Consider the following 13,327-nt stretch of genomic DNA (forward strand, 5'->3'; position numbering starts at 1 on the left):
AAAATTCGAACACGCGCCGTTTATCCGAGCAATTCAAGCCAAAGGAAAATTGCGAAAAATAAACATAGCAAAACACCTAATGAAAAAATCGAAACTGCATAGCCGGAAACATCTTGACTCACGACAATGAGCTACTTCCATCTCTTGGACAGCATCTGGCGTAAATTAAGCTACTCGCTACCCCTGCGGATCGGTTTTTTCTTTTCTCAGCCAATAAGCCACGGCTGGGGGGCAAGGGCAGAATGGGGACGTTTGCGGTTGTAGAAGGTGACCCACTTGTCGACACCGGTCCTCGCCTCTGATCCTGTTTCCCAGGCGTATAGGTAGATGCATTCGTATTTTAGGCTCCGCCAGAGTCGTGCCACGAAAATGTTGTCGAGATGAAGAGGGACCGTCGCGCCAGTGGTGCGGCGTAAGCCCTATGAATGCCCCTTGCCAACCATTGATATGCGCACACCCGATCGAAAGGTCGATCAGTGTTTGTGTCAAACCATCCGAGAACTGGTTTTTTCTATCATATTACTGTCGGCGTTCATGCTCTCGGGCGGCCGGATTGGCAATGGCACTCTTTTGCTGGTTGTTCTGATCCTTGGCGCCACCGGCTTGTTCTGGCAGGCGCATGCCCATCCGGGGATGAGTTGTTTGACGGCGATCGCAATGCCGATGGTCCTGACAGGCCTCGGGGACGGTTTTGCCCTTGGACCAATGACCGTATCAGGTATGGCTGGTGTTCAGGCCCGAGATACCGGCGCTGTCGATCTCAGCCTGCTGGTCGTTGTCTTCGCCCAAAGCGGCAACGCATCGCTGACCGCGTGGGCCTGATGGCCCATCGCATCGATGCTGTGCTCATGACCGGTGCGCTCATGCTGGCTGCAGCCGCAATTGTCACGCCGGCCCTGATCATCCTGCCCAAGCGCTCGGTCCGGGAAGGTATTTGCTCAAACTGCGTATGATTAAGATTAATCATCGAACCGAATGCGAACGGCAGCTATCTTTAACTGCGGCAGCCACGGCGCTGCACCGCCGCATGTCCGCTTTCCTCAGAAAGTGACGGAAGGTCGCAATAGGCCCGTGGCTCGCGCAACGAATTCGGATGGTAAAGGTCGGCTCAGCGGACAAGGCGCCATTTCTTTCCCCCAATACCAACGCCGACTTTCAGGATTTAACGCTGTCAAAAGCCATCGTTTTTGATCGATCCCCTGACCCGCCAAAAGTGAACTTGATCGCTTTTTGGCGGTCGGCATGGGCTGAAGGGCGACCAATTACCGCCGGTGCCTCAGGAATTCGCTGTGGGGTTTGATGACTAAAGCCTGTGCATCCTTCTCGCGCAGAACCTTGAAGACTCGCGGGCTAAGCGAGGATAGCAATGAAGAGAGGCCAAGCGCTGTAACCGACCTTGAAATCATATGCGTCATGTGTCATATATATTACGACATATGTCGCATTGAGGGAGTGATATGATCCAGACAGTATCAGTTGAACACGACATTGCTCGCACCTATGCCTTGCTGGGTGGAAGGGAAACCATTCGGAAGCAGGTGCGCAACAACTTGGAAGCGCACGACATTCTGATGTTGGGATTGCCCTCGGCTGCCCTGCTGCATCTCACTTCCGAAGTCGCCTTGCTGGCCGCAGATTCCGTTCTGGAAAAGGCCATCGGGATCAGCGTGAGAACACTTCAGCGTCGCAAAAAAGATGCTCCGGACGCTGTGCTGAGCGTTGATCAGAGCAACCGGACCTGGAAATTCGCGGAGATTCTTGGTCGAGCTTCCGAGATTTTCGGCTCCAAGGCGGAGGCAGAGGCGTGGTTGAACACGCCTGCGATCGGTCTTGATCAGCGCCGGCCGATCGATCTGCTCAGCACGGCTGTCGGAGTGGAGGCCGTTGAGGACTATCTGACGCGTATTGAGTACGGAGTTTATGCATGACGCCACTGCCTCCCCCGCTGGGGACCGGGGAGATCCGCTTCTGGCGATTGGACGCTGAACGGCACGCCGCGATCTGGAACACCGGAGAAGGGAGCTTCCGGGTGGGCGGCAGGTGGAATTCGCCCGGCACGCGAGCGATCTACGCGTCGATTGATCCATCCACCGCGACGCTGGAGGTCGCCGTGCATAAGGGGTTTCGTGTCCTTGATACGCAGCCGCATGTCTTGACGTCTGGCCGCATTGTCGACCCAAAGGGTATCCATATTGTGTGGCCGGATGATGTTCCCAACCCAAATTGGTTATACCCATGTACCCCAAATCAGAACCAACAGCAGTATGGGGATGAACTTCTGAGGGCCCACCGTTTCATCCTGATTCCAAGTGCCGTTTCGAAACAGAGCTGGAACCTGATTTTCGATGCGACAAAACCAGCGACTGACTACGATGATATAACCCAAGAACGCTTCGCTCTGGATCCACGTCTGCAGCCCTGAAACATTTATGATGAATGCCACTTTCCCAAATGCGGTAGTTTGAATCGCTCCGGGTTTGCCGGAGGCTGTTTGGTTTAAGTTACGCGACCATGATTTCAGTTTCCAGAGCTGCGTAGAAGTTTGCCTCTGCTTCCGCTGGCGGGATGTTCCCGATCGGCTCGAGGAGGCGGCGATTGTTGAACCAGTCGACCCATTCCAGCGTCGCTTATTCCACTGCGTCCAGACTGCGCCATGGGCCACGGCGATGGATGACCTCAGCCTTGAAGAGACCATTGATCGTTTCTGCCAAGGCATTGTCATACGAGTCGTCAACACTGCCAACCGAAGGCTCGATCCCAGCCTCGGCCAGGCGCTCAGTGTAGCAGGTCGACACATATTGGCTGCTCTGGTCGCTGTGATGGATGAGATCATCAACCGGTCGCCGCTCATAGAGCGCCTGTTCCAGGGCATCCAGCACGAACTGAGTCTGCGGTGATCGTGACGCTCGCCAGCCGACGATCCGGTTGGCGAAGGTTTCGATCACGATGTCCACATAGACGAATCCCTGCCAGGTCGACACGTATGTGAAGTCGCTGACCCAGAGCATGTTTGGGGCCGATGCACCGAACTGCCAGTTTACCTTGTCACGCGGGCCACATCAAAGCCTTCGCGGCGCATCTGGTGCCAGACCTTGCGTACGCTGTAGACCTTGAAGTTCTGATCCCAGACAGGTTGCACCTCTCGGCGCAGAACCGCATCACGCTTAGCGCGATCCGACGTAAGATCCGGATCGCGGGCAACGGCCAGATGTTCATGAGACAGGTCGAAGGGGCGATCGGCAAAACACGGCAGATCGGCTCGACACCAAATCTACCGGTCCGTTAGAGCTTGAGGTTCTCGGTGCGAACACGTTGTGTATTGAGCCGCAGGGAACCGCAAATCTGGCCCCCTACACAGCGACAATGCGTATCCGCAACTCAGGTTCTGATCCGGTTAACGTGCACTATCAGCTCGACCCTATGCGTTCTTTCCGGTCCAGTGCCCTATGGCCCGCCGGTCATTCCAACCAATCCGTGGATTTTAATGATGTCAGCGGCGGCGCCAGTGTGCAGCAAAAGATGATCGGAGCAGGCGAGGAGGTGTTGATCAGTAGCTGGACAAGGCATACCGACGCAATTCATAGCCGTATCTTTTCAGGCCATGGCCAACTTGCAGAGACCGCACCGCAGGATTTCGTCGTCCGGTTCGATTTGGCTATATCCTATGACATTGGAGCAGGAGCGATCCCTGTGTCGGAAATTTTGCCATTCCAATGCGGGCCGTACCGGTCATGCAATAGGAGGTCTAGAGTTCACATTATCGTCGCAGGTGAGACAGAATGAAATAACTGACGTCGTCGTTCCTAAATAGGTCACGTTTCATGATGGCAGAGCACGGCAACATACGCTCTCTTACATTCCTCGAAAATTTACTTTCGAGAGATGCCGGTAAGATAGAAACTGACAGGCAGAGCCACGGCGAGAAGGTCGCCAAGGACATCCGTCGGCCTACCCGTAAACAGTAATCGGCCGAGGAGAAGATCAGGCTATGCCGACAATCGGCAAAGTTTGTGAGAGAATCTCTGAAGCGGTGCAGGGGACTGCGTTACACGGGTCAAATCGCGCTGTTGCGCAGCATGTGCGGGGTCAGGCCAAAGGCATGACGAAAGGCCGTTGCGAAATTCTCAGGAGAAGCATACCCCGCAATATGCGCCGCTTGGGCCACGGTGAAACCGTCCTCCGACAAAGCGCGTCTGGCCTTTTCAAGCCGCTGCTGGCGCAGGAAATCGCTAATTGTTTGTCCGGTCCCTGCTTTGAAATGTCGCTGTATGGAGCGACGATTCATGCCCAGATCCAGCTCCATTCGCTCCAATGTCAAAGTCTGATCGAGATGCTTCAACATATAGAGACGGATCTTTTCCGCCACGGGGTCGGCACTGGCAACGCCATGCTGCGTGGGTGTGGTCGAGGCTTCCGCCAACACCCGACGGATCAGCTCCAGCCCGCGGGAAACTCTGAACAGTTCGGTTTGAACCGCAACCTGTAAAGGCGGTGGGTTTAGGATCTGCGTGCTCAGGCGCACAATTTGTTTTCCCGGCTGCCAGATATGCGTACTCAGCCCGGGGGTGGTGGTCTCAGACCATGGGGCTGTGGCTTCAGAGGACAATAAAGCCAGCCAGTCATGTGGTGTCGCCAATGCAATTTTGCGAAATGGCGTTCCATAGGCATGTAGAAATTGCAAATCGGCTCGACGCACGAGACGCATCACAAAAGCGATCGGGGCTCGGCGCGCATCCATTTCAAAGATTTCACCATTGATGGCGAAGGACTGAAACCCGTCCAGCAAGACCATCAGCTGAAATTTTGGGTCGAGGTCGGTGACCTGAGGGCGTTCGGGGTAATCGGCCAGCGCCAGATTCCTCACACCGATTCGGAAATTTCCAGGGAAGATACTAACGGCCATTTCGATGCTTTGATGAGTCAGTGTGTCGCGTCTCCAAAGGCATGAGTCGCGCTGGCGCGGACCCCACGAATGGACGTCATGTTTCAGGCAAGTTATCAAACCTGAGTGAAAAACTCAAGAATACGCGCGACGGAAACTCAGGCGAAATCATGCCTGTCCGTTAGGGGATGAAACATGAAGAAAACAATGAAGAAACCCGGTGGTTGCCGGCAGCAGACGTGTGTCTGGATCGGCCTTATGGCGACAACGGCACTTGCGGGAATGGCACAGGCTCAGGAGATCATACACCTTGATCCGATCTACGTCGAAGGCGAGGGCCTTGAGAGTGACGGTGAGGTCGAGGGCTATGTGGCCAATACATCCTCTGCCGCGACGATCGGTGGCATGTCGCGTGTAGAAACCCCGGTGTCCGTCTCTGTTGTCGGTGCCGATCAGATCGAGGATCAGGGGGCCACCTCTCTGGTCGAAGCGCTGCGCTACACGGCGGGGGTCTTTGGCGAATATCGCGGCACATCGAACCTGTCTGACGAAATCGTTCTGCGTGGCTTTGGGGATCGGGCCTTTGTGCCTAAAACTCTCGATGGGCTCTCCTTTGGCTCTGGCGGCCAGATTGATCCTTATTATTTCTCCCGTGTCGAAGTGGTCAAAGGTCCGAATTCCGTGGTGAGTGGTCAATCCACCCCCGGCGGGATGGTCGCCATGTCATCCAAACAACCGACGCAGGAGCAGGGCAATGAACTTCAGTTTGAATTCGGCTCTGATGACTATCGGCGTGTGAATGGCGATATTCAGGGCGATCTGAGTGAGGACGGTTCCCTGTCGTATCGCCTGGTGACATCGGCCTGGCAGAAAAACCTGCAAGAGGAGTTCGACCAGAGCCGCTACCTTTTCGCGCCAACGCTGCGTTGGGAGCTGTCTGAGGACACCACGCTCACGTTCAAAGCACTGTATCAGGACGAACCCGAGGCCGGTCAGCGCGGGTTCATGCCCAAAGGTGGCACTTTGATCCAAACGTCAAACGGCATCTGGATTGATGAGGATTTCCAATCCTATGCTCCGGACTACGATTACGTGGAGCGCACCACCAAATCGCTGGGGTATGAATTGGATCATACTTTCGGGAACGGCTGGACCCTTAAGCATAGCTTGAACTGGAGCCAGATCGACATGGATCAAAGCCAGGTGGGGCTGTGGACCTCCTCGAGTGACAGTGCGGGCAACTACGATCTGTATGTCTTCCGCGAAGCCTCTGAACGCGAAAGCCTTACCGGGAAAGCCGCCCTGAGCGGGACTGTGATGACCGGCGCGTTGGAGCATGACATTGCGGTCGGCATGGATGTTTTGAAAAGGAAGACCACCGGGACCTATGACCGGTCCGGTGTCGTGTTCACCTATAATTTCGCGGATGGCACATCGCCCACCTTGGCGGAGATTGAGGCGATTGCTCTTGATGCCTCGAACAGCGTCACGGACACAGAGCTGACCCAAACCGGCCTGTTCGTTCAGGATCATGTGAGCTATGGCAACTGGGATTTCCTTGCGGGCCTTCGCTATGACTGGACGGAAACCTCTGCTGAGGAAACCTATGACGCAGAGGCCCTGACCGGGCGTCTCGGCGTGTCCTACGGGTTCGGCAATGGGCTAACGACCTATCTGAGCTACTCCACCTCTTTCGAGCCGGTGACGGATACCGACGATGACGGCAATGTTTACGACCCGACAACCGCGCGCCAATGGGAGCTTGGGGCCAAATGGCAATCTGTCGATGGCCGGATGTTTGTCTCCGCTGCCCTGTTCGACATTCAGAAAAAGAACATCCTCGAAAGTTACACCGAAGAGGGCGAGACCTATACGGATCAGATCGGTTCCGTGCGCTCCAAGGGTGTCGAGATCGAGGCACAGGCAGAGGTCAATGAGCGTCTCTCCCTCATCGCGGCCTATGGCTATAACGATGGCTATTATGAAACCGGCGAGAATAAGGGGAACAACTTTTACGCTGTGCCGGATCAGAATGCCTCGCTTTGGGTGAAATACGGGCTGACGGATGCGATCGACACCTCCTTTGGCATTCGTTACGTGGGATCGAGTTGGAACTCCTCGTCGAATGACTTCAAAGTGCCGTCCTATACGCTCTTTGATGCGGGGGTTTCTGCGGATATGGGCAAGCTGATCCCCTCGGCCCAAGGGGTCAAGGCGAAGCTGAGTGTGCAGAACCTGACGGATGAACGCTATGTCACGTCCTGTGTCCGCGAGTATTGCTGGCTCGGAGAGGGGCGCAACTGGGCGGCAACGCTGACATATGAGTGGTAAACATGACCTCTAAGCCATATCAGGCGGTCATCCCGACGCTCTTACTGAGCGCCGGGATTGGCTTTTGCCCCCCCGCCAACGCCGAAAATCTCGGGTCTGTTCCGGACAGCCAAATCCTGCAAATTGCTGCGGGAGAAAGTCAGGCCCTATACTCGCAAGCCGCGGCAGGAACCTATTTGCGGCTGCGGCTGCACAGTGAGACACAGCCAATTGACCTGACCCTTGTCGACGCGGATGGCACGCCGCTGCGCCAGCTTCTGGACAATGCTTTGGGCGCGCCACAGATACATGTCATCGTGCAGGACGGGGATTATTTCATGATCCGCAACGAAGGCTCAGAGGCAACGCAGATCACATGGGACATCGAACGCAGCGTCTCTCCCGAGGAGATGTCCGGACCTGCGCCGAGCTTTCTCAGCCCCACTTTGACTCGGCTCAACGATCAGATCGCGGAGGGCGGGGGAACAGAGGCGTTCTGGGCAGATCGCGCCCGCGATGGCACGCCGATGATCGAACCGTCTTCTCGGGACGGACATGTCATCGCCACCTTTCTGTGGCGGGGCGCGCAACACAATGTTCGCCTTTGGGGTGGCCCGACGTATGATCACACCTGGTTGACGCGGCTGGGGCAAAGCGATGTTTGGTATGCCTCGTTCGAAATGCCCGTGACCGCGCGGCTGTCCTACGGGTTTGCCCCCGATGTTCCCCAATTCGAAGGCAGCGCACGGGAAAACCGGGTTGCCTTGCTGGCCACGCTTCAGGCCGATCCGCTGAACAAACATCCGGTCTTTTCGCAAGCGTCGGATAGATTCGCACAGCGCTCCATGGTCGAAGGGTCCAAAGCGCCGGTTCAGCCCGGTCTTTCGAAGGTGACAGACCCGAATGCGCCCGCAGGCGCCCTCCGATCTTCGGTGCTTACAACGCCGGACGGGGCAAATCGGCGGGTGGATTACTACACGCCGGCGCATTTCGATCCTGACCGCTCCGACACGGTGCTTTTGGTGCTGTTCGATGGGCCAAACTATCAGACCGACCGTGCGCCGATCCCCCGTATGCTGGACCGGCTGATCGCAGAGGGTCGCCTGCCACAGGTCGTTGTTGTGCTGATCGACCCGGTGGATGGTGACCAGCGGGATGTCGATCTGACCTGCAACCCCGAGTTTGCGGATCTTCTCGCCGGTGATTGGATGACACAGATCGAAGCCGCGCTCGGCATTGCCCCGGATGCGGCGCAGCGTGTTCTGGCGGGGTCGTCCTATGGCGGGCTTGCGAGTGCTTATATCGCCCATCGTCACCCGGATGTTTTCGGCAACGGCATCGTTCTGTCCGGCAGTTTCTGGTGGGCTCCTGAGGGCTATGACGGGCAGGGGCGCCCGTACATGTCACAGCTCTGGATGGACAATGCGCCGGAGGTTCGGCTTTGGATGTCTGCCGGACTTTACGAGACCGGGCGCATCCCCGGAACCGTTTCCATCCTCGAAACCACGCGGCATCTGCGCGACATTCTGACATTGCAGGGAAAGGATGTGACCTATCGCGAATATGCGGGCGGGCATGACTATCTGGTCTGGCGCGGGGCATTGACCGAAGGGTTGCTCGACCTGTTCGGTCAATGAAGCAAGGCGGGCCTGCGCGGCGGGCCCGTCAGAATTCTCGACGCCCCGCCGATGTGGGCGTTCTTAGGCAGAAATCATGTGTTCTGGGTCAGAGTATCGGGGCGGGGCGGCGATGGATTGTCTGAGCACCAGCCGAGGCTCCACGAGGCTGTGAGAAATGCTGAGGTCATTCAGCTTGAGCCGGTGCAGAATCTGATGCGCGGCCTCCACGCCAATGACGTAGTTGTCGATTTCCGCGGTGGACAATGGTGGAGAGGTCATTTCGGACATCGCCGTGTTGTCGAAGCCGCTGATTGAGAAATCTTCGGGCACCTTGAGGCCCAGTTCCCGCGCGCGGGACAGGGCGCCAATCGCCTGTGTGTCGTTGCCGCAGATGATGGCTGTGGGGCGCTCCGCCAAGGGCAGGCGCATGAGAGCATCAAGGCTGTCGGCACCGTGTTTGAGGCTGCCGTCGCCGATCAGGATGTGGTCCGGGTCAAGGGCGATACCGGCCTCTGACAGGGCCAGTTTTACCCCTTCAAGACGTGCCGCGACGCGTGTGTTTCCCTCGACCTGCTGAAAGATCAGGCCAAATTTCTGATGCCCGGCATCCAGATGAACGCGAGTCAATGCGGCGAAAATTTCGTCGTGGCGAAAGCCGATACAGGGATGCGGCAGATCAGAGCCGTAGATGTAGCTCAGAACATAGGGCGTCTTGTGGACTTTGAGCTGTTGAAAAAGCATGTCGGGATAGTCTTCGCCCACGAGCATCAGGCCCTCGACACCATGTTGCAGCATGGCGCCGACCTCAGCCAAAGCGTCCGCGCCGGAGTACCGCGAACAGCCGAGAAAGAGCCTGTATCCGTGCTGGGTGAGGACATCCTGCATCCCCAACACCTGACGGGCGAAGATTTCGTTGTCGAGCGTCGGGATGATCGCGCCGAGGATTCGGGTCCGGTTGGTCGCCAGGGCTCGCCCGGCGGCGCTCGGCACCCAGTTCAAAAGCTCGGCCGCCGCGAAGATACGTGTCCTCACGGTTTCGCTCACGCGCTCCGGGTCATTGAAGGCGCGGCTGACTGTCGCAGTGGAGACGCCGGCTTTTTCCGCGACCTGACTGAGACTTGCGCCTGTTTTGCGCGACCTGTTGCGGCGGCGTTTTGGTTGTGTGTCGTCGTTTTGCACGGGTCCTCCAGTCAGATGAGTATGTCAGGTTTCGATGTCCGGTGGAAGAAAGCGGTTGACCCATATTGGGCAGATATGTAAGCGCTTACATAGGAGGAGACAACTATGCTCACGGTTTTCGGCTCGATCAATCTCGACCTGTTGTGCAGGGTGCCTCGTCTGCCGGACGAAGGTGAGACTCTCAGGATGACCGCATTGCAGACGATGCCGGGCGGCAAAGGCGCCAATCAGGCCGTCGCGGCGGCGCGTGCCGGTGCGAAAGTGCGCATGATCGGAGCTGTCGGCCAGGACGCGGCGGCGACAGAGGCGCTGTCGGGGCTCGTTGCGTCCGGGGTCGATCTGTCCGGTGTTGCAAGTATCGAAGATCAGCCCACGGGAACGGCCATCGTCCTCGTAGAGCCGGGCGGCGACAATCGCATACTGATCGCTGCCGGGGCCAATGATCACGTGACCATGTCGGATGCCGATCAGGATGGTTGGCTGTTGCTTCAGATGGAAGTGCCGGTTGAAAGTCTTGTTCAGGCGATCGACAGCGCCACGGCCTCTGGCCAAAAGGTCATGCTCAACCTCGCACCTGCCGCGCCTTTTCCCCGCGCCAGCCTCGAAAAACTCACGCTTCTGGTGGTGAACGAAGGCGAGGCCACGGAACTCAGCCTGCAACTCGGGTGTGCGGCAACGGCGGAGGCCCTGTCGGAGGCGCTTGGGATCACTGTTTTGCGCACCCTTGGGGGCGCAGGAGCGGAATGTTGCGGCCCTATGACCTCCGGTGTGCTTCTGAAAGCGGCGGCGCCCTCCATCCGGCCTGTTGATACGACAGCGGCCGGGGACACGTTCATCGGCTTTCTCGCCGCCGCCCTCGATGCGGGCCAGCCTATCGGGACGGCCATGGAACGCGCGGTGCGGGCGGGTGCGCTCACCTGCCTGACACGGGGCAGTCAACAGTCCATTCCCGATGCTGCCGCGCTCGATGCGGCGACATTCGAACAGGAGAGCTTGGATGCGTAGCGTCAAAGCCCTTCTGGTTCAGCAGCCCCGTGAGCCGCAGGTTCCGGGCGTGACCACGCGATACACGATCGCGCCTTTCTCTGGCCTGTCGGGTGACATCGACGGGCTGCATCCCTCTTTCGCCACCTCTCAGCTGTTTGGAGCTTCGGTATGACACGTTCTTTCTCGGGGATTATCCCCGTCATGATCACCCCCTTTCTCGACACTGGCGAGATCGATGCCGAGGGGCTGACGCGGCTTGTCGATTGGTACATCGACCACGGGGTCGACGCCTTGTTCGCGGTGTGTCAGTCCAGTGAAATGCAACATCTGTCGCTCGCTGAGCGGGTGCAGCTGGCCGAGCTGACGCTCAAGGCTGTGCGGGGCAGGGTGCCGGTGATCGCCTCGGGCCATGTCAGCGACGACATGGAGGCCCAGCTCGAAGAGTTGAAGGCCATCGCGGCGACCGGCATGGACGGGATGGTTCTTGTGACCAACCGGCTCGGGCTTGGCGAGGCGTCCTGGCAGGACGATCTCGATTGGCTTCTGGAGCGCCTGCCGGAAGACCTGCCGCTGGGGCTTTACGAATGCCCCGCGCCGTTCCGCCGTTTGCTGAGCGACGAAGAACTGGCCTATTGCGCCGGGACCGGACGGTTTGGGGTGCTCAAGGATGTGTCCTGCGATCTGCCGACTGTGACGCGCCGGGTGGCGCTGACCGAGGGCACGCCGCTGCGCATCGTCAACGCCAATGCGGCGATTGCGGGTGCGGCGATGAAAGCTGGCGCGCGCGGCTTTTCGGGGGTGTTCACCAATTTCCACCCGGACCTCTACCGCTGGCTGATGACCGAGGGGGAGGCCCATCCGGAACTGGCCGAAGATCTGACGATCTTCCTCGCGCTCGCGGCCCAGACCGAACCGATGGGCTATCCCAAGCTTGCCAAGCTGTATCATCAGCGTCTCGGCACATTTGACGGCATTTCGAGCCGGGCCGCCAATTTCGATATCGAAGAGCGGTTCTGGGCGCTGGTCCCGACGCTGGAGCATATCGAACGCGGCACCGAGAGTTTCCGCGCCCGGATCGCAGCGCTTTAACCGACAGGGCAGAGACTGAACGCGTAGAAATCTGTCCGGCAGCTCATTTAAAACAACTTGATCTGCCGGATATGTCACATTAGTGTCGCCATGCTAACTCGAATTAGCAAAGAGATTCTTTGGGAGGAGATCACGCAGGTGCAAGAGAAGGTTCTCGGGCTCTGCGAGGACACACCCCCAATTTGTGCCTGCGACCTGTGCGTAGGCATTTCACGGCAAAGCAGCGCAGTTCCATGCCGCTCCTCTTGAATATGGGCGCGAACTGTTGGCTGGAGACTGATAAGAAGAGGATGGGTCATGCAGAATTCTGACAAAGCCAAAATTGGCTCGCAATATGGGGTCTGGCCCGTCATGCTGACGCCATTCACCGAGAATTACGAAATCGATTGGGCCTCTTTGGAGCGATTGATCGACTGGTATATCGACGCCGGCGTGCAGGGGCTTTTTGCCAATTGCCAGTCCAGCGAAATGTTCTTTCTCGATGCGGCTGAGTCTCTCAAATTGACGCAGTTCGTGGTCGATTACACCGCAGGGCGTGTTCCGGTGATTTCATCCGGCCACACCGCTGGATCTGCGAGCCGTCAGATCGAACAGATTCAGGCCCATGCCGAAACCGGGATCGAAAGCCTGATCCTGATCAGCAACCGTCTTGCATCGCAGGATGAGGGCGATGATGTGTTCTTGCGCCGCCTCTCGGATATCACGGCACATATCCCGGAAACGGTGAGTGCGGGACTTTATGAGTGCCCCTATCCGTACAAGCGTCTTTTGTCCGATGAGGCGGTCAAATGGTGCGCTGACTCCGGGCGTTTCAGCTTTCTCAAGGATACCTGCTGCGACCCTGAGATGCTGCGCCGCCGGGCCCAGCTGGTGCAGGGCAGTCAACTCCGGATCATGAACGCCAACGGCCAGACGGTTTTGGAAAGCCTGAAGGCGGGCTGCCATGGCTATAGCGGTGTCATGGCCAATTTCCACCCGCGTCTGTGGGTGTGGTTGGTCGAGAATTGGGACAAAGAGCCGGAAAAGGCGCAGACCTTGTCGGATTATCTGTCGTCGGCGGCTATGCTCGAATATCTGGACTATCCGGTTTGTGCCAAAGACTATCAAAAGCGCATTGGCAATTTCACCACGGATCTGAGCCGCACCCGCCCGATTGGCGGATACTATCAGGGCCATTTCCCGCACACTGTCACGCGCACCCTCGCATTGGGCGATCAGGTTGCTGACATGCTTGGCATTGAACTCTAACGGAGGAAATCTC

11 protein-coding genes and 2 pseudogenes are annotated in these 13,327 nt (G+C 57.7%); 9 read left to right on the top strand and 4 right to left on the bottom strand.

Annotation, left to right across the window (positions count from 1 at the left end):
* Positions 1–206 precede the first annotated feature (206 nt).
* Positions 207–380 (bottom strand): annotated as a pseudogene (locus LC094_RS15260) (integrase core domain-containing protein); the annotation flags it as partial.
* A 52-nt stretch (positions 381–432) separates the two neighbouring features.
* On the opposite strand from LC094_RS15260, the gene LC094_RS15265 reads away from it, so the two are divergent.
* The 3 genes from LC094_RS15265 (at position 433) to LC094_RS15275 (ending at position 2,422) form a co-directional block, all read left to right on the top strand.
* Positions 433–822 (top strand): MFS transporter, encoded by a 390-nt coding sequence (locus LC094_RS15265; protein WP_226553660.1) that lies wholly within the window; start codon positions 433–435, stop codon positions 820–822.
* A gap of 635 nt (positions 823–1,457) precedes the next feature.
* Entirely contained in the window at positions 1,458–1,928 is a 471-nt protein-coding gene (gene parS, locus LC094_RS15270; protein ID WP_226553661.1) for a type II RES/Xre toxin-antitoxin system antitoxin, read from the top strand.
* Positions 1,925–2,422, top strand: coding sequence for an RES family NAD+ phosphorylase (locus LC094_RS15275; RefSeq protein WP_226553662.1), 498 nt, complete (start codon positions 1,925–1,927; stop codon positions 2,420–2,422). The genes parS and LC094_RS15275 overlap by 4 nt, the downstream gene beginning before the upstream one ends.
* Before the next feature lie 79 nt (positions 2,423–2,501).
* On the opposite strand, the pseudogene LC094_RS15280 reads toward LC094_RS15275, so the two are convergent.
* Positions 2,502–3,270 (bottom strand): annotated as a pseudogene (locus LC094_RS15280) (IS3 family transposase); the annotation flags it as partial.
* Between the two features lie 784 nt (positions 3,271–4,054).
* Positions 4,055–4,903, bottom strand: coding sequence for an AraC family transcriptional regulator (locus LC094_RS15285; RefSeq protein ID WP_226553663.1), 849 nt, complete (start codon positions 4,901–4,903; stop codon positions 4,055–4,057).
* Between the two features lie 237 nt (positions 4,904–5,140).
* On the opposite strand from LC094_RS15285, the gene LC094_RS15290 reads away from it, so the two are divergent.
* Positions 5,141–7,213, top strand: a complete 2,073-nt coding sequence (locus LC094_RS15290; RefSeq protein WP_226553664.1) for a TonB-dependent siderophore receptor — start codon at positions 5,141–5,143, stop codon at positions 7,211–7,213.
* A gap of 2 nt (positions 7,214–7,215) precedes the next feature.
* Positions 7,216–8,829, top strand: a complete 1,614-nt coding sequence (locus LC094_RS15295) for an alpha/beta hydrolase-fold protein (protein WP_226553665.1) — start codon at positions 7,216–7,218, stop codon at positions 8,827–8,829.
* A 63-nt stretch (positions 8,830–8,892) separates the two neighbouring features.
* Here LC094_RS15295 and LC094_RS15300 read toward each other — a convergent pair whose 3' ends face one another.
* A complete protein-coding gene (locus LC094_RS15300; RefSeq protein ID WP_226553666.1) occupies positions 8,893–9,990 on the bottom strand; it encodes a LacI family DNA-binding transcriptional regulator in 1,098 nt (365 codons plus the stop codon).
* Between the two features lie 105 nt (positions 9,991–10,095).
* Between LC094_RS15300 and LC094_RS15305 the strand changes: the two genes are divergently transcribed.
* From LC094_RS15305 to LC094_RS15320, 4 genes are all read left to right on the top strand, one after another.
* Positions 10,096–10,995: a ribokinase gene (locus tag LC094_RS15305; RefSeq protein ID WP_226553667.1), complete on the top strand. Its 900-nt coding sequence runs from the start codon at positions 10,096–10,098 to the stop codon at positions 10,993–10,995.
* Complete coding sequence (locus tag LC094_RS15310) at positions 10,988–11,149, top strand: hypothetical protein (protein WP_226553668.1); 162 nt, start codon at positions 10,988–10,990, stop codon at positions 11,147–11,149. The genes LC094_RS15305 and LC094_RS15310 overlap by 8 nt, the downstream gene beginning before the upstream one ends.
* Positions 11,146–12,066, top strand: a complete 921-nt coding sequence (locus LC094_RS15315; protein ID WP_226553669.1) for a dihydrodipicolinate synthase family protein — start codon at positions 11,146–11,148, stop codon at positions 12,064–12,066. The genes LC094_RS15310 and LC094_RS15315 overlap by 4 nt, the downstream gene beginning before the upstream one ends.
* A 297-nt stretch (positions 12,067–12,363) precedes the next feature.
* The gene (locus LC094_RS15320) at positions 12,364–13,314 is read left to right on the top strand and encodes a dihydrodipicolinate synthase family protein (RefSeq protein ID WP_226553670.1); all 951 of its coding nucleotides are present in this window, start codon (positions 12,364–12,366) and stop codon (positions 13,312–13,314) included.
* Positions 13,315–13,327 lie beyond the last annotated feature (13 nt).

The sequence above is a fragment of the Celeribacter naphthalenivorans genome (assembly GCF_020524585.1).
Taxonomy (GTDB): Bacteria; Pseudomonadota; Alphaproteobacteria; order Rhodobacterales; family Rhodobacteraceae; genus Celeribacter; species Celeribacter naphthalenivorans.